Raw genomic sequence first — 25,275 nt, forward strand, 5'->3', positions numbered from 1 at the left:
CGGATATGTCCACTGGGGTGGCCCCCCGATCGATGATGGCGCGGGGGTCCGACAAGGGCGCTCCGGACGCGACGCGAGGATCGCTCGATGTGGAGGGCCCCCCCGGTTCGAGTGGCGCGGGGGTCCGACAGGGGCCGGGCTAGTAGCGGTCGACCGTGGTGATGAGCTTGTCCGCCAGTTCGTCGGGGTCGAGCTTCTCGCGGGCGAGGGCCAGGTACAGCGAATCGAGGTCGGGGTAGCCGAGGGACGAGGCCACGCCGTGGAGGGGCTGCTCGCCGGCGAGGCCGCGGCCGCGGGCGATGAGGGAGCGCCAGAGGCGGTTCTTGCCGGCCTTGAGCTCGTCCTCGAAGCGCTGCATGGGGATCACGGGGAGCTCGCCGGTGGAGTCGAGGTCGTCGATCGCGCCGAACCAGTCGTTGATGTGCAGCTGCGCCTCGGGCGTCTTCGCGTGCTCCAGCCACTGCTTCGAGGGCCCGTACGGCTGCTCGGTGGTCAGGACCAGCTCGACGGTGTCGCCGTCGCGCAGCGGCTGCGACAGGGGCGCGATCTCGCCGTTGACGTACGCGGCGATGAGCCGGTGGCCCTTCGACGGGCCCGAGCAGTAGGCGACGTCGACCGGGGTGGACGCCTTCGGGACCGTCAGCTGCTCGCCGTCGCGCGTGAAGACCAGGATGTCCTGGTCGGCGAGGTCGCAGCGGAGCGAGTCGAGGAACTGCCCGGAGTCGGCGACCTCGTGCTGCCAGTCGAGGAGGCGCTGGAGCCAGGGCAGCTGGATCTCCCGCTGGTTCCCGCCGGACTGGCGCAGCCCGGCGACGATGCCGACCTCGGCGGTCTCGTGCATCTCGCGGGTGCGGATGAGGAACTCGATCGACTGCCCGCCCGGCCCGGCGACCGCGGTGTGGATCGACTGGTACAGGTTGAACTTCTTGGCGGCGATGAGGTCGCGGAACTTGCCGCCCACCGGCTTCCAGAGCTTGTGGATCGCCCCGAGCGCCGCGTAGCAGTCCGTCAGGGGGCCGTCGACGACGATGACCATGCGCGGCGGGTCGGCCGGGCCGGTGCCCGGGTGCTTCTGCATCTCGCGGTACACCGAGTACGGGTGCCGGGGCCGGTCCAGGAGCCGCGCGGCCACCTTGAACTCGCGCAGGGCCCGGCGCACCTGCGGGGCGATCTGCTCGACCTGGCGCTTGCGGTCGGTGTCCGAGCCCAGGTGCTCCTTGATGCGCTGGAAGACCTCCGGCTGGAGCGTCTCCAGGACGATGTCCTCGAGTTCGCGCTTGATGACGTACAGGCCGAGGCGGTCGGCGAGCGGGATGAGGACGTCCTGGGTGGCCTCGGCGATGCGGATCTGGCTGGGGCGCTTCTTGAACTTGATGGTCCGCATGTTGTGCAGCCGGTCGGCGAGCTTGATGATCATGACCCGGATGTCGCGCCCGGCGGTGAGCACGAGCTTGCGGAACGTCTCGGCCTCGGCGGCCGAGCCCAGGTGGATCTTGTCGAGCTTGGTGACGCCGTCGACCATCACGGCGATCTCGTCGCCGAAGTCGCCGCGGAGCGCCTCCAGCGAGTACGGGGTGTCCTCGACGGTGTCGTGGAGGAGCCCGGCCGCGATCGTGGGGGTGTCGACGCCGAGGTCGGCCAGGATCGTGGAGACCGCGATCGGGTGGGTGATGTACGGCTCGCCCGAGCGGCGGGCCTGGCCGCGGTGCATCTGCTCGGCGATGCGGTACGCGCGGCGGACCAGGAGCAGGTCGGGCTGGGCGAAGTGGGCGCGGTGCGCCGCTTCGAGCTGCGCCACCTTCCCCGCGAGGTCCCACGGGTCGTCAGGTCTGGCAGTCCGAGTAGCCGAAAGCAATGCGCGCAACATGAAAGCCTCCGATGCCCAAGGTTGACCGCATTCTAGATGTACAACGATTCCTGGAGAGAATCGACACTAGACACTGTCGGATTTCGGCGGGGCCGCCGGAACGGGCGGATGACACAGCGTACCGGAGCCGGGGCCCGCACGGAAACCTCAAGTGCCGCAAATGGATGCGAGAGAACTCACGTCCGTTTCGCCGGAACCGCCGGCGTTCGGGGACTGGGACCCTCGGTTCCCTTGGGACAGCGGAGCGTTCGCGGTGCCGTCTCACCATTCGGGCGACGGGCGGCGCCGGGTGCCCGGATCGCGGGGGACCGCGCCGCGCATCCGCTCGGCCCCGTCGAGCGGCGTGGCCCAGGTGCCCTCGACGAGCACGAGGCGCACCTCGGGCCTGCCGAGCCAGTCGAGGAGGAGCCGGGCCTCGGCCGCGTGGGCCGCGTCGAGGACGTCGGCGGCGGGCTCCACGACGCGGGCCGTGGCGCGCAGCTTCGCGATGTACGGCATGGGATCGGCGCGCGGCGGGGTGCGCACGGCCCCTGCGAGGATCCCGTACCGGACGACGGCGACCTCCCAGCCGCCGCCCTTGGCGCGGCCCGCGGCGACCAGTTCCCCGGCCGCCACGAAGTTCCTGACGCGCTGCGAGGCCGCGGCCAGGTCGAGGTAGGCCCCGAGCTCGTCGCGGCGCTCAGCGGCCGCCTCGAACCGCTCGGACGCGCTGAGCTCGGCGAGGCGCTCGCCGACGGCCGCGGCGATGGGTCCCGGGTCGCCGGTCATCGCGCTCACGGCCCGCTCGACCAGCGCCCCGTACTCCTCGACGGTGACGGTGTGGCGGCACGGCTCGGCGCACCTGCCGATCTCGCCGAGCACGCACGTGGGGGACATCCGCTTGGGGGACAGGCGGGTCCGGCACGACCGGATCGGCAGCGCCGCCTCGATCGCGCCGATCGCGGCCTGCGCCTGCGTGCCGGAGGTCGGCCCGAGCCGCGGCGTGCCCGGCGCCGGCGGCTTGCGCGAGACCTGGAGCCGCGGGTACGGCTCCTCGGTGAGGCGCACCCAGCTGCGGTGCTCGGGGAACTTCGCGGCCCGGTTGTACGGCGGCTTCCCGCCGGCGATGAGCCGCAGCTCGGCCACGCCCGCCTCGAGCCGGTGGGCGCACTCGACGACCTCGACGCTCTCGGCCGAGGCGAGCATGTCGCGCAGGCGGCGGCGCTGCTCGGCCGCCGAGAAGTAGCTGCGGACGCGCGCGGCGACGTTCACCGAGACGCCGATGTACAGCGCCCGGTCGTCCGCGTCGCGGAAGATGTACACCCCCGGCCCCTGCGGGAGGCCGTCGGCGAGGTGGCGCTTGCGGCGCTGGAGCTCGGAGGGGATCGCCCGGCAGAACTCGCTCAGCTCGGCGTCGGTGACGACGCCGTGGCCGCTGGCCCGCTCGATGAGCCCGTGCAGGACCGTGACGGTGGCGCGCGCGTCGTCGAGTGCCCGGTGGTTCGGCGTCACCGGCGACCCGAACAGGCGCGCGAGCGTGCCGAGCCGGCGGTTGGGGACCTCGCTCTTCTCGGTGAGGCGCCGCGCCAGGACCACGGTGTCGACGACCGGCGGCCGGGGCCAGCGGGTGTCGGTCAGCTCGCAGGCGTGGCGCAGGAACCCGATGTCGAAGCCCGCGTTGTGGGCCACGAGCGTGGCGCCGTGCGCGAACTCCAGGAACATCGGCAGGACCGTCTCGATCCCAGGCGCGTCGGCGACCATCTCGTCGGTGATACCCGTCAGGCGCGTGACGCGCGGGTCGATCGGCTCCCCGGGGTTGACGAGGGTCGAGAACTCGCCGACCACCTCGCCGCCGCGGACCTTGACCGCGCCGATCTCGGTGATCCCGCACGCGTCGGCCGCGAGCCCGGTCGTCTCCAGGTCGACCACGCAGAACGTGACCTCCCGCAGGGGGGTGCCGAAGCTGTCGAGGGTCGGCTGGCTGAACCCCGGGCCGCCCTCGTCCGACGGGCCGGCCGATCCGCCGCTGCTGTACATACCGGCAACCCTAGGCGCGGCCTCCGACACCGTGCCGGTCGCGGTTGTTCGAACGTCGCGGACGCCGCAGTGCCGAGCGCACCCGGTCGGTCGTGCGCGCCGAGCGGCGCGAGAGCCGCGCGCTCTGCTCGGCCCGGCCCGCGCTCGCCTTCGCGATGAGCGACGCGGGCCAGAACATGGCCCGGTACTTCGCGCGCGGCTCGGCGTTCTTGTCGAGCTCGGCGTACAGGTCGCGCAGCGCGTCGGCGAGCCCCGCGGGGTCGGCGCCCCTGGGGGAGTAGCGGTGCAGCGCCATCGCCGAGCCGAGCGCGGCCGCGGCCTCCCGCGCGTCCGGCGCGGCCGCCGCGAGCACGCCCGCGGCCTGCCGCGGCGTGTACGAGTCCGGAATGGACACGCCGTAGTCCTGGGCCAGGTCCATCGCCTCGTCCCACGCCGTCTGCGCGGTCAGCGTCCCGGGCCGCAGCCGCCGCCGGCGCAGCCCGCCGCGCCACAGCGCCGGCGCGAACGGCACCGCCAGGAGCGGCAGGAGCGCGAGCCAGCCGGGGTGGAACGGCAGCAGCGGCTCCGCGGCGCCGTCGGCCGCCTCCTCGGACGGGCCGCCGCTCGCGCCCTCCTCGGGCGGCAGCGTCTGCCCGTTCTCGTCCGTCGGCGCCGCGGTCGGCTCCTCGGGGGTGATGTCGTTCCCGCTCGGCTCCTCGCCCGGATCCTCCTCCTCGGCGGGCTCGCGCGCCCACGGGAACGTGACCGACCCGGGCACGCCCGAAGCCGGGGTCGGGTCGAACGTGACCCAGCCGGGCCCGTCGTAGTACACCTCGACCCACGCGTGGTAGTCGTGGCTGGTGAGCACCCACTCGTTGCCGTCGACGCGCGAGCCCTGCGAGAGGCCGACGACCACGCGCGCGGCCACGTCCGCCTCGCGCAGCATCCACGCCATCGAGGCCGCGTACTGCTGGCAGTAGCCGCGCTTCGTCTCCAGGAAGTCGAGGATCGCCTCGTCGTTGCCCGCGTCGGAGGTCTCCAGCGAGTACGTGAAGCCGTTGCTCACGGAGAGGAACTGCGTGATCGCGAGGACCTTCTCGTGGACCGTGTCGGCACCGGCCGTCGCGTCCGCGACGATCTCGCTCAGCTCCGGCACGTCCGGGCGGGCGGTGTTCGCGTCCCACCGCTCGTCGCCGGGGTCCATGCCCGCGGCGGACGCGAGCGTCTCGGCGTCCGGCGCCGGCTCGGCGTACCTGAGGGTGTACTCCTCGACGTCGCCCATGTCGCTGCGGTCGCCGACGATGACGCCCGTGTCGGGGTCGATCCGCCAGTCGCCGTCGATGTCGAGGTCCGCCGGGGCCCCGTAGACCGGCACGACCGGCGCCTCCAGCTGGAGGTTCTCGATCTCGGCGGTGTACACCTCGTCGCCCGGGTCGTCCAGGGAGTCGAGGTCCTGCGTGCCGTCGTAGTCGTTGGGGCCGAAGCCGTCGCTGGTGAGCTCGTCGAGGACGTGCATCTTCAGGTACCGGGGGTTCGGGTCGTCCGTGGTCACCCGCAGCACGTCGACCTCCTCGGGCCGCGTCAGCGAGCCCGACAGCTGCGCCCACGGGTTGACGTCGCCGAGCCCGTAGGACTCCCCGCCGCCCTGGATCCCCTCGGCCACGTTGTCGATGAGCCCCGACGTGTTGGCCGGCACGAGCGTCAGCGCCAGCAGCGTCACCGCCACGAAGCCGGTCGCCGACCAGCGCGCCGTGCGCGCCATCGGCGACGGGAACGACCGGCCCACCAGCTGCCCGGCCCCGGTGAACCGGTGCCCGAACGCGGAGACCCGCCGCAGGTTGTCGTCGCCGAGGATCCACAGGTACGCGACGGCCGGGAGGATGAACCAGAACCACGCGGTCGCGTCGGGCGCGACCGACACCGGCACCAGGTACATCGTCAGGAGCGTCAGCCCCGCCAGGGCCGGCGTGCGCAGGCCCACCACGAACATGTCGTGCAGGATCGCGACGACGCCGACGCCGAGGACCGTCAGGAACATGATCCCGCCGGTGGCCTCCACCGGCGGCGCGTTCACGATGATCGCGCCCACGCCGTCCTGCGCCAGCGAGGCCCAGTGCTCGAACGTGGCCGGCATCGGGACGACGAACAGCAGGCCCGTGCCGCCGCCGAACCCGGCGGTGAGGATGACGACCAGCGTCACGGCCATCGCCAGCGTCTGGAGGCCCTGCCCGCGCCCGGCCGCCCGCATGAGCGACCCGGCCGTGGCGATCATCGCGATCGTGAGCATGACCGGGAACGCCCAGCCCAGGCCCTCGAAGATCCCGATGAGCGGGGTCAGCGTCAGGGCCAGGGTGGCGGCCGCGACCACGGTCGCGTGGCGCTGTCCGTTCATGCCAGAGTCCTCCACGCGCTCAGGCGGGTCCACACCCGGCGCAGCTCGGTCCCGGCCACGACCGGGATCACCTGCCAGCCCGCGGTCGCGAGCGCCGACAGCGCGGCGGCGTGCTGCTGCGCGAAGACCTGCTCGCGCGGGTCCACCCGGCTCGACGCGGCCTTCGGGATCCACCGCACCGGGTCGACCACGAGCGCGGTGCAGTGCCCGCCGCGGCGCGCGAGCCGCGCCAGCGTCCCGGCCTCCTCGGGCGTCAGGTGCCCCAGGAACGCGACGATCCCCGACACCGACCGGGCCCGCTGGGCCTTCTCGACCATCGCGCCGACCGGCGCCTCCGGGGCCGCGGCCACCGTCGCCAGGTACCGCATCGCCTGGCTGTAGTCGCCTTGGCGGCATTCGAAGTCGCGGTGCGCGGTGATGAGCCACGGGTCGATGCCGTCGCGCGCGAGCCGCACCGTCGCCGACGCGGCCGCGTCCACCATCCACTCGAAGCTCGACAGCTCCCCGCGGTGCGCGCCGCGCCGCACGTCCAGCAGGACCGCGGCGTTGTTCTCCCACGGCTGCTCCTCGCGGCGCACCATGAGCTGCCCGCGGTGCGCGCTGGCCTTCCAGTGGACGCGCCGCATGTCGTCGCCGTGCCGGTACTCGCGCACCGCGATGTCGTCGTTGCCGGTGATCGCCACGGCGTGCGCGGCCGACTCGCCCGAGGACATGCCCGCGCCGCCCGGCAGCAGGAGGCTGCGCAGCGGCTGGATGCGCGGGGTCACGATGAGCTCGGTGGTCACCGGGAACTCCTGCACCGACACCGCGAGCCCGAACGGGTCGGAGGTGCGCACCGTCAGCGGACCCAGCTCGTACGCGCCCCGCGAACCGGGCGTGATCGTGTAGTTGACGACGCTCCGCGCGCCCGGCGCGAGCCGTTCGAGCACCAGCCGCGGCCGGTTCCCCAGCCGGTACGGGATGCGGTCCTCGAGCATGAGCGCCGCGGGCCGGCTGCGGCCGATGTTCTGGATGCCCAGGCGCACCTGGGTCGCCTGCCCCGCCTCGACCTGCGCCGGGTTGAGCACCCGGTTCGACTCCAGCGCCGGCCGCGTCCACCGCAGGACCAGGAGGCCCCCGAGCGGTGCGATCGCGGCCAGGACGGCGGCGCGCAGCAGGTCGCCCTCGCCCACCGCGAGGGCGGTGAGGCCGACGACCACGCTCACCGCCAGCAGCGTCTTGCCGCGCCCGGTGAGCTCCACGCCTAGAACCTCCCCGGGTGCGACACCACCGGGACGTGCCTGAGGATGTCGGAGACGATCGCCTTCGTGTCGCCGCCGCCCATCGTGGTCTCGGTGGTGGGGATCAGCCGGTGCGCGAGCACCGGCACCGCGAGCTGCTGCACGTCGTCCGGCAGCGCGAAGTCGCGGCCGTCCATCGCCGCGAGCACCTGCGTGCACCGCAGCAGCTGGAGCGTCGCGCGCGGGCTCGCTCCCAAGCGGACCTGCGCGTTCGTGCGCGTCGCGGCCACCAGGTCGACCACGTACCGCTTGAGCTCGGGCGCCAGGTGCACCGCGCGCGCGGCCGCGATCATCCGCACGATCATCTCCGCGTCGGCCACCGGCCGCAGCGCGTCGAGCGGGTTGTACTCCTCGCGCCGGTCCAGCAGCGCCAGCTCCGCGTTGATGTCGGGGTAGCCGATCGCCAGGCGCGCGGCGAACCGGTCGCGCTGCGCCTCCGGCAGCGGGTACGTCCCCTCCATCTCCACCGGGTTCTGGGTGGCGATGACCATGAACGGGCTGCGCAGCTTGTACGTGTTGCCGTCGACGGTGACCTGCCGCTCCTCCATGCACTCCAGGAGCGCGGCCTGCGTCTTCGGGCTGGCGCGGTTGATCTCGTCGCCGAGGATCAGGTTCCCGAAGATCGCGCCCGGCTTGAACACGAAGTCGCGCTTCTCGGGGTCGAAGATGCTCACGCCCGTGACGTCCGACGGCAGCAGGTCCGGAGTGAACTGGATGCGCCGCACCGAGCAGTCGACCGACCTGGCCAGGGCCTTCGCCAGCTGCGTCTTGCCGACGCCCGGCACGTCCTCCAGCAGCAGGTGCCCCTCGGCGAGCATGACCGCCAGCGCGAGCCTGATCGTGTGCGACTTCCCCTCGATGACCCACTCGACGTTGGTCAGGATCGCCTCGGCCGTGGCCTTGAACTCCTGCGGCGACAGCGGCGCGGGCCCCTGCGCGGTGCTCGGGAGCGGCATCGTGCCGTCGGGCTTCTCGGGGGACGACTCGAAGGTCAACGGTCCTCCTGGGGAGTCGGTGAGGCGGGTGAGCGGCGTGCGCCGGAACCGCCGCGTTCCCGCCATCCTACTCGGACCCGCCCAGACCGTATGTCGCGCGCCACCAGGGGACCGCTCGGCTACACTGGGGCCATGCCTCGGCGATTCGAGCTGCTTAGCTAGCCGTGCGGGACAGATCCCAGCACGGCCACCCCAGCGTGTCTGGGGTTTTTTGCTGTCTAGGGTCAGTACCCAGCGAACGCCGAACGAACCCAGAGCCGCTCCAGGACCACAGGACGAGTCATGACCGAACCCGCACACCGCTACGACGCCAAGCTGGCCAACGAGATCGAACCGCGCTGGCAGGAGCGCTGGGAGGCCGAGCAGACCTTCCGCGCGCCCAATCCGACCGGTGCGCTGGCCGAGCCCGGCCACCCGCGGTCGGGCGCCCCGAAGAAGTTCGTGATGGACATGTTCCCCTACCCCTCGGGCGCGGGCCTGCACGTCGGCCATCCGCTGGGCTACATCGCCACGGACGCGTACTCGCGGTACCTGCGCATGGCCGGGTACAACGTCCTGCACCCGCTGGGCTTCGACGCGTTCGGCCTGCCGACCGAGCAGTACGCGATCGCCACGGGCCGCCAGCCCGCCGAGATCACCGCCGAGAACATCGACCGGTACCGGCGCCAGCTGCGCATGGTCGGCATGGGCTACGACAATCGCCGCGAGTTCGCCACCACCGACCCCGAGTACTTCAAGTGGACCCAGTGGATCTTCCTGCAGATCTTCAACTCCTGGTACGACACCGAGGCCGACAAGGCCCGGCCGATCGCCGAGCTGGTCGCCGCGTTCGAGTCCGGTGAGCGCCCCGTCCCCGGCGGCCGCGCCTGGGCCGACCTGAGCGACGTCGAGCGCCGCCGCGTCGTCGACGACCACCGCCTGGCGTACGTCACCGAGGCCCCCGTGAACTGGTGCCCGGGCCTGGGCACCGTGCTGTCCAACGAGGAGGTCACCTCCGAGGGCCGCAGCGAGCGCGGCAACTTCCCGGTGTACACGCGCACCCTGAAGCAGTGGATGATGCGCATCACCGCCTACGCCGACCGGCTGCTGGCCGACCTGGACGGCCTGGACTGGACCGAGTCCTTGAAGTCCATGCAGCGCAACTGGATCGGCAAGTCCACCGGCGCCTATGTGGACTTCGCGACCTATGCGGGCGACATCCGGGTCTTCACCACCCGGCCCGACACCCTGTTCGGCGCCACCTACATGGTCCTGGCCCCCGAGCACCCGCTGGTCGACGCCCTGACCGCCGAGACCTGGCCCGCGGGCGTCCCCGCGGCCTGGACCGGCGGCCACGACACCCCCGCCGGGGCCGTCGCCGCCTACCGCGCCCAGGCCGCCGCCAAGACCGACGTCGAGCGCCAGGCCGACGCCAAGGAGAAGACCGGCGTCTTCACCGGCGGCTACGCCACCAACCCGGTCAACGGCGAGACCGTCCCGGTCTTCATCGCCGACTACGTGCTGGCCGGCTACGGCACCGGCGCGATCATGGCCGTCCCCGCCCACGACGAGCGCGACTTCGAATTCGCGACCGCGTTCGGCATCCCGATCGTCCAGGTCGTCGCCGCCGGCGAGGACGGGGCCGCCGAGGAGTGGGACCGCTCGAAGGCCTACACCGCCGACGGCGTCGCCGTGAACTCCGGCTTCCTGGACGGCCTGCGCGTGGCCGAGGCCAAGGACCGCGTCATCGAGTGGCTGGCCGAGCGCGGCCGCGGCGAGAAGGCCGTGACCTTCCGCCTGCGCGACTGGCTGTTCAGCCGCCAGCGCTACTGGGGCGAGCCCTTCCCGATCGTCTACGACGAGACCGGCCTGCCGGTGGCCCTGACCGAGGACCACCTGCCGGTCGAGCTGCCGCACCTGGACGACTTCTCGCCCAAGACCTTCGACCCCGAGGACGCCGACTCCGCCCCCGAGCCGCCCCTGGGCCGCGCCAAGGACTGGGTCGAGGTCGAGCTGGACCTGGGCGACGGCCCCAAGCAGTACCGCCGCGAGGTCAACACCATGCCCAACTGGGCCGGGTCCTCCTGGTACGAGCTGCGCTACACCGACCCGCAGGCCGCCGAGACCCTGGCCGACCCCGCCAACGAGTCGTACTGGATGGGCCCGCGGGACACCGAGGACGTCGGCGGCGTCGACCTGTACATCGGCGGCGTCGAGCACGCCGTGCTGCACCTGCTGTACGCCCGCTTCTGGCAGAAGGTCCTGTTCGACCTGGGCCACGTCTCCAGCCGGGAGCCGTTCCGCCGCCTGTTCAACCAGGGCTACATCCAGGCGTACGCCTACACCGACGACCGCGGCGTGTACGTCCCGGCCGAGGAGGTCGAGGAGCAGGCCGACGGCGTCTACACCTACAACGGCGCCAAGGTGAACCGCGAGTACGGCAAGATGGGCAAGTCCCTGAAGAACGTCGTCACCCCGGACGAGGTCTGCGCGGCCTACGGGGCCGACACCTTCCGCGTCTACGAGATGTCGATGGGCCCGCTGGCCGACTCCAAGCCGTGGGAGACCCGCGCGATCGTCGGCTCCCAGCGGTTCCTCCAGCGCCTGTGGCGCAACATCGTGGACGAGGAGACCGGCGAGACCGTCGTCGCCGACGTCGCGCCCTCCGAGGAGACGCTGCGCGAGATCCACAAGACCGTCGCCGGCGTGCGCGACGACTACGAGCACCTGCGGATGAACACCGCCGTCGCCAAGCTGATCACGCTGAACAACCACGTGACCGGCCTGCACCCGGTGCCGCGCGAGGCCGCCGAGGCCCTGGTCGTCATGGTCGCGCCGATCGCCCCGCACATCGCCGAGGAGCTGTGGGAGCGCCTGGGCCACACCGGCGGCATCGCCTACGTGGACTTCCCGGTCGCCGACGAGCGGTACCTGGTCGAGGACACCGTCACCTACCCGGTCCAGGTCAACGGCAAGGTCCGCGGCCGCGTCGAGGTCGCCGCGGGCGCGGGCGAGGACGTGGTCAAGGCCGCGGCGCTGGCGGAGGAGAAGGTCGCGGCCAACCTGGCCGGCAAGGACGTCAAGAAGGTCATCGTGGTGGCGGGCAAGATGGTCTCCATCGTCGCCAAATAGCAGGGTCGCCAAAGAGCAGTGCCGCCAAATAGCAGCGTTGCCGAGTAGGGCGGCGCGGGCGAACCGAGGGGGCGCGGACCGGCACGGTCCGCGCCCCCTCGCGCCCGTTCAAGGGGGCTCCTCCCGCGCGCCGCGGCGCGCGGGCCGCCTTCGCGCATCGCAGTATTGACCAATATCGATGCCAACCGCTAGGCTGTCACTCACCTCGCTGGGAGCGCTCCGCCCCCGCGGGGCCCATCTGCTGAACAGCCTCGTTCCCTCACGGCGCGGCACCACCTTGAGGAGTTCCAACGTGCTGCTTACCCGCAAACGCCGGCGGGCGGTGATCGCGGGGGTCGTCACCGTCGCGACCGCCGCGCTCGGCATCGGACTGTCCACGCAGTTCGCCAGCGCCCAGACCACCCTGCGCGGCGCCGCCGACGAACTGGGCAAGGACATCGGCGTGGCCGTCTCCTACAGCCAGCTCATGAACAACGCCCAGTACCGCAACATCGTCGCCACCGAGTTCAACTCCCTCACCGCCGAGAACGCGATGAAGTGGGACGCGACCGAGCCCAGCGACGGGAACTACACGTTCACCCAGGCCGACGCCATCGTGGACTTCGCCGAGGACAACGGCCAGACCGTCCACGGCCACACCTTCGTGTGGCACCAGCAGACCCCGTCGTGGGTGCAGGGCCTCTCCGGCACGGCCATGCGCGCGGCGATGGTGGACCACATCAACACGGTCGCCAACCGCTACGAGGGCCGCGTCGACTCCTGGGACGTGGTGAACGAGGTCGTCAGCGACAGCAACGGCGCCATGCGCGACTCGTTCTGGCTGCGCGCCATGGGCGAGGGGTACATCACCACCGCGTTCCAGACCGCCCGCGCGGCCGACCCGAACGCCGACCTCTACATCAACGACTACTCGATCGAGGCCGACAACGCCAAGTCCGACCGGATCTACACGATCGCCCAGGGCCTGGTGGGCCAGGGCCTGCTCGACGGCGTCGGCTTCCAGTCCCACCTCATCCTCGGCCAGGTGCCGTCCACGATGGAGGCGAACCTCCAGCGCTTCGTCGACCTCGGCCTCAAGGTCCGCATCACCGAGCTCGACATCCGCATCGCGATGCCGGCCGACAGCAGCGAGCTGGCCCGCCAGGCGCAGGACTACGAGCGCGTCGTGAGCATCTGCGCCGAGCTCGCCGACTGCACCGGCGTCACCGTGTGGGGTCTGCGCGACGGCGACTCGTGGGTGCCCGGCGTCTTCCCGGGCGAGGGCGCGCCGCTGCTGTTCAACGACGACTACTCGAAGAAGCCGGCCTACAACTCGGTCTTGAGCGCCCTCGGCGACGGCACCACCGAGCCCCCGACCTCGGACCCGGTCACCACCACCTCGCCGACCCCCGGCGCGGGCTGCACCGCGACCCTGTCGGTCCAGAGCCCCTGGAACACCGGGGCGACGTACGCGGGCACGGTGAAGGCCAACCAGAACCTCTCGGGCTGGACGGTGACGTGGACCTGGCCCGGCTCGGAGCGGATCTCGAACGCCTGGAGCTTCCAGGGGAACCTCTCCGGCGCCACGGTGACCGGCTCGAACGCGCCGTACAACGGCACCCTCGCCACCGGCCAGACCACGACGTTCGGCTTCAACATCACCAAACCCGACGGCGCCACGGCCTCCGTTCCCACGGTGACCTGCACGCCCGCCTGACCTCGTTCCCTTCGCAGAAAGAAGCCGGGGCCCGGGCGCGTCGCGCCCGGGCCCCGGCGGGAACGCCGTTCGTCAGCCCAGTTCGGCCTGGAACATCCAGGACTGCTTCTCCAGCTCGGCGGTGATGCCGATGAGGAGGTCCTGGGAGACCGGGTCGGCCGACTCGGTGGTCTCGATGCGCTCGCGCATGTTCGTGATGACCGAGGTGTAGGCGTCGATCATGAGCGAGACGACCTCGGTGTCGGAGATGGTGCCGTCGTGGATCTTGGGGACCGAGGAGCTCTCGGCGACCGTGGCGGCGCGGCCGTCGGCGCTCACCCCGATGGCGATGGCGCGCTCGGCCACGAGGTCGGCGGCGTTGCGCGCCGACAGCACGATCTCGTCGAGCTGGAGGTGCAGCGACCGGAAGTTCTTGCCGTAGACGTTCCAGTGCGCCTGCTTGCCCACCAGGGACAGGTCGATGAGATCGACGAGGGCGCCCTGGAGCGCCTTGGCGGTCGTGTCGCGGTTCTCGTCGGAGAGGCTGGAGCGGACGGTCGACATAACGTGCACCTCGCAGTTCCGGGCAGTGGTCAACAGCGATCGTAGCCGTACCCGGCCCGCCCGGGGCCAAACTTGCCCGCGCCGGCGCCCCGCGGGGGATGATGCGGAGCGTCGGCTCCCCGGGTCGCAATTTGTTGGGTTAGTCGATAAACTAATCCGTGTCGTGCCGTTCGCGGCCCGCCAACGCCGTCCGCACCCTGAACGAGCAGGAGCAACGTATGCCTTACCGCCCGCCGCTGGTCGCCCGCGAGTTCTTCGTCGCCGACCCCCCGGAGCTGCCCCAGCGCGCCGATGGCGAGCAGGGCCTGTCGGCCGTCACCAGTGCCGAGGTCGTCGCGACCGGCGCCGACTACGCCCTCCTCAAGGCCCGGACGAGCGCCGGCGAGGAGCTGTCCGTCGCCATCGCGGTCGCCGGCGAGGGCGTCATCGGCACCCGCCTCGCGGCCGACTCCGCGGACCGCCCGGCCGCCGAGAAGATCATCGAACTCGTCCACCCCGCCGACTTCGACGGCGCGAAGGTCGCGGTCGAGGACGGCGTCCTCACCGTCGACGCCGGCTCCGTCCGCGCCGTCGCCACCCTCGACGCCTGGTCCCTGCGCTACACCGACGCCTCCGGCCGGCTCCTGGTCGCCCAGAACCCCGGCGAGCAGGACATCTCCGGCCGCCTCCGCACCCTCCCCTTCGGACGCTCCCTGGTCGACGGCGCGCCCGTCGCCTTCCACGAGTCCTTCACCGCCGCCCCCGACGAGGCCTTCGCCGGCTTCGGCGAGCGCTTCGCGCCCCTGAACGCCCGCGGCCAGCGCCCCCTGATGTGGAACTTCGACGCCTTCGGCTCCGAGTCCATCCGCGCCTACAAGAACGTGCCGATGTACGTCTCCGACCGCGGCTACGGCATCCTCGTCAACTCGGGCGCCCCCGTCGAGTTCGACATGGCCCAGCAGACCCACGCGGCCGTCGAGATCATCGTCCCCGACGACGCCCTCGAGTACTTCGTCATCGCCGGGGCCCCCGTCGAGGTCCTCGACCGCTTCGACCGGCTCACCTGCCGCCCCTCCCTGCCGCCCAAGTGGGCCTTCGGCACCTGGATCTCCTCCGGCTTCTTCGTCGACTCCGAGGAGCGGGTCCTGGAGCGGGCCAAGAAGATCCGCGAGCGCGGCATCCCCTGCGACGTGCTCCACCTCGACACCTTCTGGCAGCACGAGCCGCACTGGTCGGACATGCAGTGGGACCGGGAGAACTTCCCGAACCCCGAGCGCATGCTCGCGGCGCTGGCCGAGCAGGGCTTCAAGGTCTGCCTGTGGATGAACTCCTACATCTCCCACAAGTCGCCGGTGTTCAGTGAGGGCGACGAGCGCGGCTACTTCCTCAAGAACGCCAAGGGCGAGACCTACGTGGCCGACGTCTGGCACGGCTCCCACCAGGCCAGCGGCATCGTCGACTTCACCAACCCCGACGCCGTCGCGTGGTGGAAGGACCTGCTGCGCGGCCCGCTCCAGGCCGGCGCGGCCCTGTACAAGACCGACTTCGCCGAGGGCGTGCCCGCCGACGCGGTGGCGCACAACGGCATGACCGGCACCGAGCTGCACAACGTCTACACCCTGCTCTACAACGACGCGGTCGTGGACGTGACCCGCGAGGTCAACGGCCACGAGCTGGTGTGGGCCCGCTCCTCGTTCCTCGGCGGGCAGCGCCACTCCGCGCAGTGGTCGGGCGACGTCCAGACCACCTGGGCCGGCCTCGGCGGGACCATCCGCGGCGGCCTCTCGCACGGCCTCTCGGGCGTCCCGTTCTGGTCGCACGACACCGGCGGCTTCAACGGCACGCCGAGCGACGACCTCTACATCCGCTGGGCCCAGTTCGGCGCGCTCTCGCCGCTGCTGCGCTACCACGGCACCACCACCCGCGAGCTGTGGGAGTTCTCCGAGGAGGCCGAGCGCCTCGCGGTCGAGTCCCTGAAGCTGCGCTACTCGCTGATGCCCTACCTCTACACCGCCGCCGTCAAGGCGTCGCGCACCGGCGAGCCGGTCCTGCGCGCCCTCAACGTCGACGACCCGGCCGACCCGGTCTCGTGGACCGCCGACCAGGAGTTCCGCCTCGGCACCGACCTGCTCGTCGCGCCCGTGAACGACCCGTCCGGCGAGCGCCGCGTCTACCTGCCGCGGGGCCGGTGGATCGACTACTGGACCAAGGAGGTCCACGAGGGCGGCCGCTACATCGACACCAGGCACGGCCTGGAGACCTTCCCGGTCTTCGTGCGCTACGGCGCGATCATCCCGCGCGTGGCCCCCGGCGAGACGATCGGCGAGGAGCCGTTCGCGGACATCACCCTCGAGGTGTGGGGCGCCCCGGCCGAGGGGATCACGATCGCCGACGTCGACGGCGACACCACCGTGTCGGTAGAAACAGTTTCTGAAACTTCGGTGACCCTGGTTTCCACCGGCCCGGCCGACATCGCTAATGTGAGCGTGATCGATGTTGCGGGCAAGCCCGCGAATGTGGAGCTGGAGCGTAAGTAGATGACCCTCGTGGCCGGAGTCGACTCATCGACGCAGTCGACGAAAGTGTTGTTGGTCGAAGCCGAGACCGGCGAGATCGTCGACTCCGGTCGCGCCTCCCACCCGGACGGCACCGAGTGCCCGCCCGACGCCTGGTGGGAGGCCCTCCAGGAGGCCGGCAAGGGCCTGCTGGAGCGCGCCGAGGCCGTCGCCGTCGCCGGGCAGCAGCACGGCATGGTCGCCCTCGACGCCGACGACCGGGTCGTGCGGCCCGCCCTGCTGTGGAACGACACCCGCTCGGCCCCCCAGGCCGAGCGCCTCACCGCCGAGCACGGCGGCCCCGAGTCCTGGGCCGCCGACACCGGCCTCGTCCTCGCCGCCTCCTTCACCGCCACCAAGCTCGCCTGGCTCGCCGAGCACGAGCCCGAGCACGCGGCGCGGACGGCCTCGGTCATGCTCCCGCACGACTGGCTCACCATGAAGCTCCGCGGCGCGACCGCCGCCGAGGCCACCACCGACCGCTCCGACGCCTCCGGCACCGGTTACTGGTCCCCGCGCACCGGCGCCTACGTGCCCGAGCGCCTGGTCCAGGCCTTCGGCCGCGAACTCGTCCTCCCGCGCGTCGCCGCCCCGAACGAGACCGTCGGCCGCACCCCCTGGGGCGCGATCGTGGCCCCCGGCACCGGCGACAACGCCGGCGCGGCCCTCGGCCTGGGCCTCGGCCCCGGCGACGTGGCCGTCTCCCTCGGCACCTCCGGCACCGTCTTCGGCGTCTCCGACGTCCCCGCGAACGATCCCTCCGGGCTCGTCGCCGGCTTCGCCGACGCCACCGGCCGGTTCCTGCCGCTGGTCTGCACCCTCAACGCCGCCCGCGTCCTCGACACGTTCCGTACCCTCCTCGGTGTGGACCACGCCGAGTTCGACGCCCTCGCGCTCGCCGCCGCCCCCGGCGCCGGAGGCCTCACCCTCCTGCCCTACCTCGACGGGGAGCGCACCCCGGCCCGCCCGAACGCGACCGGCGTCCTCTCGGGCCTCACCACCGGGGCCACCCGCGCCGACCTCGCCCGCGCCGCCGTCGAAGGCATGCTCTCGGCCCAGGCCGACGGCCTCGCCGCGATGGCCGCCCAGGGCCTGGAGGCCGCCCGGGTGCTCCTGATCGGCGGCGCCGCCGCCTCCCAAGCCGTCCGCCGAATCGCCCCCACCGTGTTCGGCGTCGACGTGGAAGTCCCTCCCGCGGCCGAGTACGTGGCCCTCGGCGCCGCCAGGCAGGCGGCCTGGGCCCTGTCCGGCCGCGACCAACCGCCGCAGTGGAAGCACGGGGACACGGAGCGGCTCACCGGCACCGCCTCCTCCGAGTCCTCCAGAAGAACAGTCGAGCAGTACGCGACCCTCAGGGACGAGACCTCGTCCTGGGCCAAGCACCGATAACAGCAAAGGAAAGCAGATGACCGACAAGTACGCACCGGTGCCCGAGGACAAGTTCTCCTTCGGCATCTGGACGGTCGGCTGGGCGGCTCAGGACGTCTTCGGCTCGGCCACCCGCGCCCCCATGTCCGCCGACCGCGCCGTCCGCGAGCTCGCCGAGATCGGCGCCTACGGCGTCAACTTCCACGACAACGACGTGTTCGACTTCGACGACTCCGAGGCCGAGCGCGACGCCAAGATCGGCGCCTTCAAGAAGGCCCTGGACGAGACCGGGCTCAAGGTCACCACCGCGACCACGAACCTGTTCGGCCACCCGATCTTCAAGGACGGCGGCTTCACCCACAACGACCGCGACGTGCGCCGCTTCGCGATCGCCAAGGTCATGCGCAACATCGACCTCGCCGCCGAACTCGGCGCCGAGATCTACGTCGCCTGGGGCGGCCGCGAGGGCGCCGAGTCCGGCGGCTCCAAGGACGTGCAGGCCGCGCTGGCGCGCATGAAGGAGGCCTTCGACGTCCTCGGCGAGTACGTCGTCGAGCAGGGCTACGACCTCCGCTTCGCGATCGAGCCGAAGCCGAACGAGCCCCGCGGCAACATCCTCCTGCCGACCCTCGGCCACGCGATCGCGTTCATCAACGAGCTCGAGCGCCCGGAGCTGACCGGCATCAACCCCGAGATCGGGCACGAGGAGATGGCCGGCCTCGACTACGCCGCCGGCATCCGCCAGGCGCTGTGGCACGGCAAGCTCTACCACATCGACCTCAACGGCCAGACCGGTCCGCGCTACGACCAGGACCTGCGCTTCGGCGCCGGAAACGTCGGCGGCGCCTTCTGGACCGTCGACGCCGTCGAGGAGGGCATCGCCAAGGGCCAGTACACCGGCCCGATCCACTTCGACTTCAAGCCCCCGCGCACCGAGGACGACAAGGGCGTGTGGGTCTCGGCGGCCGCCTGCATGCGCAACTACAAGATCCTGCGCGAGAAGGTCAAGGCGTTCCGCGCCGACCCCGAGGTCCAGGCGGCCCTCAAGGCGGCCCGCGTCGACGAGCTCGCCGTCCCGACCCTCGCCGAGGGCGAGACCTGGGCCGACCTCAAGCAGGTCGAGGTCGACGTCGACGGCCTCGCCGCCAAGGGCATGGCCTTCGAGGCGCTCGACCAGCTCGCCCTGGAGCACCTCTACGGCGTCCGCTAGGACTCGACCGGCCCGCCCCGGAGTCATTCCGCGGCGGGCCCAGGACGGACGACGGAACCGGGCCCGGAGCATTCGCTCCGGGCCCGGTTCGCAACCCCACACCCATCAGTAGGATCTGCGCCTCGCGGCGCTGTCACCCTCAGGAGGATTCGATTTCCCCTTGGCCCGAACACTACGGACGGGCCCTCCGCGGCGGCGGGGAGAACCATTGGAGGTTCATTGGAACCCGCGGGCCCCGGCGCTCGGCGCGCGACAGGGACGCGCTCAGCGCTCCACGGGCGCGGTAGGCGCCGGCGGGTCGGCGAGCGGGGCCAGCTCCTTCTGCCAGATCCCCACGCCGTGCCAGGCGCCGTGCTTGTAGCCGGCGTCGCGGATGCTCCCGAGGAGCGTGAAGCCGAACCGCTCGTGGAGCGCCTCGCTGCCCGGGTTCGGCTGGGTGATCTGGGCCATGACGCTGCGGAAGCCCTGCTGCTCGAGCCGCTTGAGCAGCTCCGCGTACAGGAGCGAGCCCAGGCCCAGGCCCTGGTGCGCGGGGGAGACGTACACCGTCGACTCGGCCGTCCACGCGTACGCCTGCTTCGGCCGCCACGGGCTCGCGTACGCCACCCCGGCGACCGTCCCGCCGACCTCGGCCACGAGGTACGGGAACCGGTCCGCGGCGGCGGCGAGCTGGTCCGCCCACTCCTCGACCGAGTACGGCTCGGTGCGGAAGTTGCTGCTCGACTCGGCGATGTAGTGGTTGACGATCCCGCAGATCGCGGGCACGTCGCCGACCTGCGCGAACCGCACGGCCACGGCGTCACTGGTGCTCATGGCCGAAGCGTACCTAGCCGGGCGGCTAGAACCGAAGCGCGTTCCCGCACTCCGGGCGGTCACCACACGGTCGAGGGCCGCCACGCCACCATCGCCGGGCGCAGGCCGCCCGTCGCCCGGAAGTCCTCCACGGCCCGCGCCAGCGTGCTCAGCGCGATGTGCGCGTCGGGCGGGAACATGCTCGCGGTGTCCATGTCGCGGTAGAGCCGGATCTGCGGCGCCCAGCCCTCGTCGGAGTACGACACCCACGCGCCCGGCCCGTAGTCCTCGCCGCCGGGCCCGTAGTACGAGAGGGCCCCGACCTCGGTCTCGCGGTCGGCGATGATCTTCAGCCCGTGGTCGGGGCGCCCGCCGGGCTCGTAGCCGGGCCGGTCGCGCACCAGCGCCGTCGCGACCTGCACCAGGTCGGCGGCGACGATCGTCGCGACCGCGGCGGCCACGCCGTCGGGGTCGTACGCCAGCAGGACCTGGGTCCCGTGGTCCCGGGTCTGGAGCCTGAACTCGGCGCAGTATCCGGCGACATGCGCGCCTGCGGGGCCAGCGCTCATGGGCGGCGCTCCTTCCGAGGCGGGGGCGGCGGACGCGCGTTGAGGACCGGGCTGGAATTCGACTCGGATCGCCATGGCGGACACCGCACCTCATGTTTGTCGGAGTTTGTGAACGACAGTACGTGCGCGGTCGGGCGGTTTGTTCGATCAGTCGGGAACTTGACAGAAATGGACTGATATGCCGTGACAACCTGTCCATGCAAGTAGCAGATTCCACTCAGGATTCGCGTCCGCGTCGCCGACCGGACCGGCTCCCCGCTCCGCGCGCCCTGACGGCAAGATAGGACCCATGCGAGTGGAGCTGCTGGGACCGCTGCGGGTCACCGGCGACGACGGCGCCGAGACCCCCGTCCCGGCCGGCCGCCAGCGCGCCCTCCTGGCACTCCTCGCCCTCGAGCCCGGCCGCCACGTCGGCGCCGACGCCCTCATCGCGGCCCTCTGGCCCGAGGAGGCGCCCGCCAACGCCCCCGGCGCCCTCCACACGCAGCTGTCGCGACTGCGCCGCGTCCTCGGCGACCGCGTCGTCCACGGCCCCGGCGGCTACCGGCTCACCCGCGTCGACACCGACGTCGAGGAATTCGAGCGGCTCGCCGCCCGCGCCGAGACCGCCTCCAGAGAGGACTCCCCGGCCGCCGTCCGCGACCTCGCCGAGCGGGCCCTCGCCCTGTGGCGCGGCCCCGCGCTCGCCGACCTCGACGGCCCCGCCGCCGACGCCGCCCTCGTGCGCCTCACCGTCCGCCGCGAAGCGGTCGCGGCCCTCCGGATCGAGGCCCGGCTGCGCCTCGACGGCGCCGAGGCCGTCCTCGCCGAGCTCGCCGCCCGCCACGCCGCCGACCCCCTCGGCGAACCCGACGCCGCCCGCTACATGCGCGCCCTCGCCGCCACCGGACGCCGCGCCGACGCCCTCGCCGTCTACGACCGGGTCCGCGCCCGCCTCGCCGAGGAGCTCGGCGTCGACCCCTCCCCGGTCCTCGCCGAAGCCCACCTCGACGTGCTCCGCGGCATCGAGCCCGTCGTCCCCGCCGCCGCCCCGAACCGGCTCCCGCAGCCGCTCACCGCCTGCATCGGCCGCGAGGACGAGCTCGCCGAACTGCCCGCGCTCCTCGAACGCCACCGCCTCGTCACCCTCACCGGCCCCGGCGGCACCGGCAAGACCCGCCTCGCCGTCGAGGCCGCCCACCGGCTCGCCGCCGCCGGCCACGCCGTCCGCATGGTCGAGCTCGCGCCCGTCGCCGACCCCGGCAAGCTCCCCGAGGTCGTCCTCGACGCCCTCGGCCACGGCGAGTCCGTCCTCGCCCGCCGCAGCGACGACCCCGAGACCCGCCTGGTCGAAGCCCTCTGGGGCCGCGACCTCGTCCTCGTCGCCGACAACTGCGAGCACCTGGTCGAGGCCGCCGCCGGCCTCACCGCGCGCCTCCTCGCCCGCGTTCCCGCCCTCCGCGTCATCGCCACCAGCCGCGAGGCGCTCGGCGTCCCCGGCGAGACCGTCGTCGGCGTCGGCCCCCTCCCGCTGCCCCACCGCGACGCGCCCCTGGACGAGGTCCGCGCCCACGCCGCCGTCCGCCTCTTCGAGGAGCGCGCCCGCCAGAGCGACTCCGGCTTCGCCGTCGACGCCGCGAACGCCGCCGCCGTCGTGGACGTCTGCACCGCCCTCGACGGCCTGCCCCTCGCCATCGAGCTCGCCGCGGCCCGCCTGCGCGCCCTGAGCGTCGACGACCTCGCCGCCCGCATCGGCGACCGCTTCGCGCTCCTCGCCCGCGGCCCCCGCGCCGCCGAGCCGCGCCAGCGGACCCTCCGCGCCGTCGTCGACTGGAGCTGGGACCTCCTCGACCCGCGCGAGCGCGCCGTCCTCGCCCGCATGTCGGTCTTCAACGGCCCGGCCGACCTCGACGCCTGCTGCGCCGTCTGCTCCGCCGACGCCGACGACATCGCCGGCCTGGTCGAGAAGTCCCTCGTGCAGCGCCTGCCCGGCGGCCGCTACCGGCTCCTGGAGACCGTCCGCGAGTACGCCGCCGCCCGCCTCTCCGAGGCCGGCGAGACCGCCGAGCGCTACGAGCGCCACGCCGAGCACTACGCCGCCCTCGCCGCAGCCGCCGAACCGCACCTCATGCGCGCCGAGCAGGTCGAATGGCTCGAACGCCTCGCCCTCGACCACGGCAACTTCACCGCCGCGATCCGCCGCATGATCGCCGCCGGGAACGCCCCGCTCGCGCACCGCGCCGTCTCCCCGCTCGCCTGGTACTGGTGGATGCGCGGCCACCGCATCGAGGGCCAGGAGCTCGCCGACCGGGTCCGCGCCATGCCCGGCGAGGTCGAACCGCTCCAGCGCGCCGCCATCGTCCTCGCCGGCACCTGGGGCCTGTGGTCCGGCCGGCTCGACCCCGCCGAGGTCGGCGCCCGCTTCGCCGCGGCCCAGGCCCTCTGCGAGGAGCACGGCCTCTACGACGCCGACCCGCTGCTGCGCATGATCCCCATCATCCGGGCCCTCCTCGCCGACGACGAGGCCGCGCTCCGGGAGATCCTCGCCGGCCTCGACCCCGAGCGCGACGCCTGGGTCCGCGGCATCGCGCTCCTGTTCGCCTCCGAATACTCCGAGCGCTCCGGCGGGCCCGACGCCGCGCAGGCCGACCTCGCCGAGGCCAACCGCGTCTTCGCGCGGCTGGGGGAGCGGTTCGGGCTCATCGTCACCCTCCAGGGCCTGGCGGCCGGGCGCATGGCCGACGGCGACTACCCCGGCGCCCGCGCGCTCCTCACCCGCGCGCTGGCCGCGGAGTCCGAGTTCGGGGCCGACCTCGCCGACTCGGTGATCGCCGAGTCCCTGTGGCGCCTCGACGCCCGCCACGGCGACGACCCGGCCGCGGTCCTGGTGAGGATGCGCGAGATCGCCGCGCGCGCCGAGAAGGTCGGGAACGCCGAGAACGTCGTCGCCGCCCGCACCTCCGCCGCGATCTGCCTGCGCCGCCTGGGCCGGCTCGAGGAGGCGCTCGACGAACTGCTCCTCGGCGAGGCCGACCTGCCGCGGTTCCTCGACTTCGCCGAGGTCGCCGTGCACCTGTACCGCGAGCTCGCGCAGGTCGCGCGCGAGAGCGGCGACCCGGACCTGGAGGCCCGGGCCGCCGCGATGCTCACCGGCTCGAACTGGCCGTTCAGCTCGTGAGCCGCCGCCGGTAGGCGCGCAGCGACAGCGGCACGAACACCGCCAGGATCGCGGCGCACCAGCCGAGGAGCGCGAGCGTCTCGCTCCCGGGCGCCTCGCCCGCGAGGAGCACCCGCATCGTGTCGGCGAGGGCGGTGAGCGGGTTGACGCGCGCCCACCACTGGACCGGCCCGGGCAGCGTCCCGATCTCCACGAACATCGTCGAGGTGTACGCCAGGGGCATGAGCAGGCTGACCATCCACGTCTGGATCTGCTCCTCGGACTTCGCGGTCAGGCCCACCAGGACCATCGACCACGAGCACGCCGAGAGGAACAGCACCACGACGACGGCGGTGGCGGCCACGCCGGTCCAGCCACCCTCGGCGCGGTACCCGATCGCGAACGCCACGGCCCCGACGATGAGGAGCGCCCACAGGTGCTTCACCATGTCGGCGGCGACCCGCCCGGCCAGGAGCGCGAACCGCGACACCGGCATCGCGGTGAGCCGGTCGAACACGCCGGTCTTCAGGTCCGCGAACAGGCTCAGGCCGGTCGTGACGATCGCGAAGAACAGGCCCATGGCGATGAGCGTCGGCCCCGCGTAGTCGAGGAACGCCTGCCAGGTGCCCATCATCTGCCCGCCCATGAAGAAGGTGATCGACAGCAGGATCATGAGCGGGATCATGAGGTAGTCGACGAGCTGCGCGGGCTGGTTCCGCACCGACGCGAGCGACCGCGCCGTCATCGACGCGGCCTGCGCGAGCGGGCCGCGCGTCGTCGTCCACGTCGTCGCCGCACCCGGTGCCGCAGTGCTCAGCGGGGCCGTCATGCCGCCACCTCTTCCTTCTTCTCGTCGGTCCGGTGTCCCGTCAGCGTCAGGAACACCTCGTCCAAGGTCGGCTCGTGGAGCCCGAACGCGGTCAGGTCGGTCCCGGCCTGCACCACCCGGGCCATGACCGCGGTGGCCTCGCCGGGGTGCGCGACCGGGACGGCCACTTCGCCGTCCTCGACGCGCGGCGCGGCCCCCACGGACCAGGCCGCGAGCTCGGCGAGCTGCGCCAGCGCCTCGGGCCGGGTCGGCCGCATCCGCAGCACGAGCCCGCCGACGGCCTGCTTGAGCTGCGAGGGCGTGCCCGAGGCGATGACGCGGCCCCGGTCGATGACCGCGATCGCGTCGGCGAGCTGGTCGGCCTCCTCGAGGTACTGGGTGGTGAGCAGCACCGTGGTGCCCTCGGCGACGAGTTCGCGCACCACCTCCCACAGCCGGGTGCGGCTGCCGGGGTCGAGGCCGGTGGTCGGCTCGTCGAGGACGAGGACCTCGGGGCGGCGCACGATCGACGCGGCCAGGTCGAGGCGGCGCCGCATGCCGCCGGAGTAGCCGGCGACGGCGCGGCTCGCGGCGTGCGCCAGCTCGAACCGCTCGATGAGCTCGTGCGCGCGCGCCTTCGCCTGCGCCCGGGAGGCCCCGAGGAGCCGGGCGATGAGCACGAGGTTCTGCTCGCCGGTGAGCCCGGCGTCGAGCCCCGCGTACTGGCCGGTGAGGCTCAGGCGCTCGCGCACGGCCGCGGCGTCGGCGGCGACGTCGAGCCCGAGGACCCGCGCCGTCCCGGCGTCGGGGAGCGCCAGGGTGGACAGGACGCGCACGGCCGTGGTCTTCCCGGCCCCGTTGGGGCCCAGCAGCCCCAGGACCGTGCCGGGGGCCGCGCCGAGGTCCACGCCGTCGAGGGCGCGGACCTCGCCGTAGGACTTCACCAGCCCCCGGACTTCGATCGCGTATCTCATTGCAG

The 25,275-nt window shown here is 72.7% G+C and carries 16 protein-coding genes; 6 read left to right on the forward strand and 10 right to left on the reverse strand.

Annotated elements, in window-relative coordinates:
- Positions 1-139: 139 nt before the first annotated feature.
- The 5 genes from EIW28_RS08785 to EIW28_RS08805 form a co-directional block, all read right to left on the reverse strand.
- A complete protein-coding gene (locus EIW28_RS08785) occupies positions 140-1,855 on the reverse strand; it encodes a RelA/SpoT family protein (protein ID WP_232013856.1) in 1,716 nt (571 codons plus the stop codon).
- A 273-nt stretch (positions 1,856-2,128) separates the two neighbouring features.
- Positions 2,129-3,883, reverse strand: a complete 1,755-nt coding sequence (locus EIW28_RS08790) for a DEDD exonuclease domain-containing protein (protein ID WP_125247314.1) — start codon at positions 3,881-3,883, stop codon at positions 2,129-2,131.
- Positions 3,884-3,893: 10 nt separating this feature from the next.
- Positions 3,894-6,254, reverse strand: a complete 2,361-nt coding sequence (locus tag EIW28_RS08795; protein WP_125247315.1) for a transglutaminase family protein — start codon at positions 6,252-6,254, stop codon at positions 3,894-3,896.
- Complete coding sequence (locus EIW28_RS08800) at positions 6,251-7,495, reverse strand: DUF58 domain-containing protein (protein WP_125247316.1); 1,245 nt, start codon at positions 7,493-7,495, stop codon at positions 6,251-6,253. The genes EIW28_RS08795 and EIW28_RS08800 overlap by 4 nt, the downstream gene beginning before the upstream one ends.
- 2 nt (positions 7,496-7,497) lie before the next feature.
- Positions 7,498-8,490 carry an AAA family ATPase gene (locus EIW28_RS08805; protein ID WP_125247578.1) on the reverse strand — a complete coding sequence of 331 codons (993 nt, stop codon included), beginning with the start codon at positions 8,488-8,490 and terminating at the stop codon, positions 7,498-7,500.
- Between the two features lie 321 nt (positions 8,491-8,811).
- Here EIW28_RS08805 and leuS point away from each other — a divergent pair, with 321 nt between their 5' ends.
- Both leuS and EIW28_RS08815 read left to right on the forward strand, forming a co-directional pair.
- Complete coding sequence (leuS, locus tag EIW28_RS08810; RefSeq protein WP_125247317.1) at positions 8,812-11,640, forward strand: leucine--tRNA ligase; 2,829 nt, start codon at positions 8,812-8,814, stop codon at positions 11,638-11,640.
- Positions 11,641-11,932: 292 nt separating this feature from the next.
- On the forward strand, positions 11,933-13,336 hold the full coding sequence (locus EIW28_RS08815; protein WP_197717158.1) for an endo-1,4-beta-xylanase: 1,404 nt from the start codon (positions 11,933-11,935) through the stop codon (positions 13,334-13,336).
- A gap of 72 nt (positions 13,337-13,408) precedes the next feature.
- Here the strand turns inward: EIW28_RS08815 and EIW28_RS08820 are convergent, their stop codons facing one another.
- A complete protein-coding gene (locus EIW28_RS08820; RefSeq protein ID WP_125247319.1) occupies positions 13,409-13,879 on the reverse strand; it encodes a Dps family protein in 471 nt (156 codons plus the stop codon).
- 218 nt (positions 13,880-14,097) lie between these two features.
- Here EIW28_RS08820 and EIW28_RS08825 point away from each other — a divergent pair, with 218 nt between their 5' ends.
- The 3 genes from EIW28_RS08825 to xylA are packed head-to-tail and all read left to right on the forward strand — an operon-like array spanning position 14,098 to position 18,991.
- Entirely contained in the window at positions 14,098-16,395 is a 2,298-nt protein-coding gene (locus EIW28_RS08825; protein ID WP_125247320.1) for a TIM-barrel domain-containing protein, read from the forward strand.
- Complete coding sequence (xylB, locus tag EIW28_RS08830) at positions 16,396-17,802, forward strand: xylulokinase (RefSeq protein WP_125247321.1); 1,407 nt, start codon at positions 16,396-16,398, stop codon at positions 17,800-17,802.
- Positions 17,803-17,818: 16 nt separating this feature from the next.
- A complete protein-coding gene (gene xylA, locus EIW28_RS08835) occupies positions 17,819-18,991 on the forward strand; it encodes a xylose isomerase (RefSeq protein ID WP_125247322.1) in 1,173 nt (390 codons plus the stop codon).
- Positions 18,992-19,255: 264 nt separating this feature from the next.
- Here xylA and EIW28_RS08840 read toward each other — a convergent pair whose 3' ends face one another.
- Positions 19,256-19,804 carry a GNAT family N-acetyltransferase gene (locus tag EIW28_RS08840; protein ID WP_125247323.1) on the reverse strand — a complete coding sequence of 183 codons (549 nt, stop codon included), beginning with the start codon at positions 19,802-19,804 and terminating at the stop codon, positions 19,256-19,258.
- Between the two features lie 59 nt (positions 19,805-19,863).
- Entirely contained in the window at positions 19,864-20,352 is a 489-nt protein-coding gene (locus tag EIW28_RS08845) for an Imm1 family immunity protein (RefSeq protein WP_158630335.1), read from the reverse strand.
- 295 nt (positions 20,353-20,647) lie between these two features.
- Here EIW28_RS08845 and EIW28_RS08850 point away from each other — a divergent pair, with 295 nt between their 5' ends.
- Positions 20,648-23,509, forward strand: a complete 2,862-nt coding sequence (locus EIW28_RS08850; RefSeq protein ID WP_158630336.1) for a BTAD domain-containing putative transcriptional regulator — start codon at positions 20,648-20,650, stop codon at positions 23,507-23,509.
- On the opposite strand, the gene EIW28_RS08855 is transcribed toward EIW28_RS08850, so the two are convergent.
- Positions 23,499-24,317, reverse strand: a complete 819-nt coding sequence (locus tag EIW28_RS08855) for an ABC transporter permease (RefSeq protein ID WP_125247326.1) — start codon at positions 24,315-24,317, stop codon at positions 23,499-23,501. The two genes, EIW28_RS08850 and EIW28_RS08855, sit on opposite strands and share 11 nt — an antisense overlap.
- Positions 24,314-25,270, reverse strand: coding sequence for an ATP-binding cassette domain-containing protein (locus EIW28_RS08860; RefSeq protein ID WP_125247327.1), 957 nt, complete (start codon positions 25,268-25,270; stop codon positions 24,314-24,316). Before EIW28_RS08860 ends, EIW28_RS08855 begins: the two co-directional genes overlap by 4 nt.
- Between the last annotated feature and the right edge of the window lie 5 nt (positions 25,271-25,275).

The sequence above is a fragment of the Glycomyces terrestris genome (assembly GCF_003933745.1).
Taxonomy (GTDB): domain Bacteria; phylum Actinomycetota; class Actinomycetes; order Mycobacteriales; family Micromonosporaceae; genus Glycomyces; species Glycomyces terrestris.

What these genes read in the sequence shown, in the direction of transcription:
- EIW28_RS08790 (WP_125247314.1), bottom strand. Translation starts at nt 3,883, where the DNA reads ATGTACAGCAGCGGCGGATCGGCCGGCCCGTCGGACGAGGGCGGCCCG.
- EIW28_RS08795 (WP_125247315.1), bottom strand. Translation starts at nt 6,254, where the DNA reads ATGAACGGACAGCGCCACGCGACCGTGGTCGCGGCCGCCACCCTGGCC.
- EIW28_RS08805 (WP_125247578.1), bottom strand. Translation starts at nt 8,490, where the DNA reads ATGCCGCTCCCGAGCACCGCGCAGGGGCCCGCGCCGCTGTCGCCGCAG.
- leuS (WP_125247317.1), top strand. Translation starts at nt 8,812, where the DNA reads ATGACCGAACCCGCACACCGCTACGACGCCAAGCTGGCCAACGAGATC.
- EIW28_RS08820 (WP_125247319.1), bottom strand. Translation starts at nt 13,879, where the DNA reads ATGTCGACCGTCCGCTCCAGCCTCTCCGACGAGAACCGCGACACGACC.
- EIW28_RS08825 (WP_125247320.1), top strand. Translation starts at nt 14,098, where the DNA reads ATGCCTTACCGCCCGCCGCTGGTCGCCCGCGAGTTCTTCGTCGCCGAC.
- xylB (WP_125247321.1), top strand. Translation starts at nt 16,396, where the DNA reads ATGACCCTCGTGGCCGGAGTCGACTCATCGACGCAGTCGACGAAAGTG.
- xylA (WP_125247322.1), top strand. Translation starts at nt 17,819, where the DNA reads ATGACCGACAAGTACGCACCGGTGCCCGAGGACAAGTTCTCCTTCGGC.
- EIW28_RS08840 (WP_125247323.1), bottom strand. Translation starts at nt 19,804, where the DNA reads ATGAGCACCAGTGACGCCGTGGCCGTGCGGTTCGCGCAGGTCGGCGAC.
- EIW28_RS08845 (WP_158630335.1), bottom strand. Translation starts at nt 20,352, where the DNA reads ATGAGCGCTGGCCCCGCAGGCGCGCATGTCGCCGGATACTGCGCCGAG.
- EIW28_RS08855 (WP_125247326.1), bottom strand. Translation starts at nt 24,317, where the DNA reads ATGACGGCCCCGCTGAGCACTGCGGCACCGGGTGCGGCGACGACGTGG.
- EIW28_RS08860 (WP_125247327.1), bottom strand. Translation starts at nt 25,270, where the DNA reads ATGAGATACGCGATCGAAGTCCGGGGGCTGGTGAAGTCCTACGGCGAG.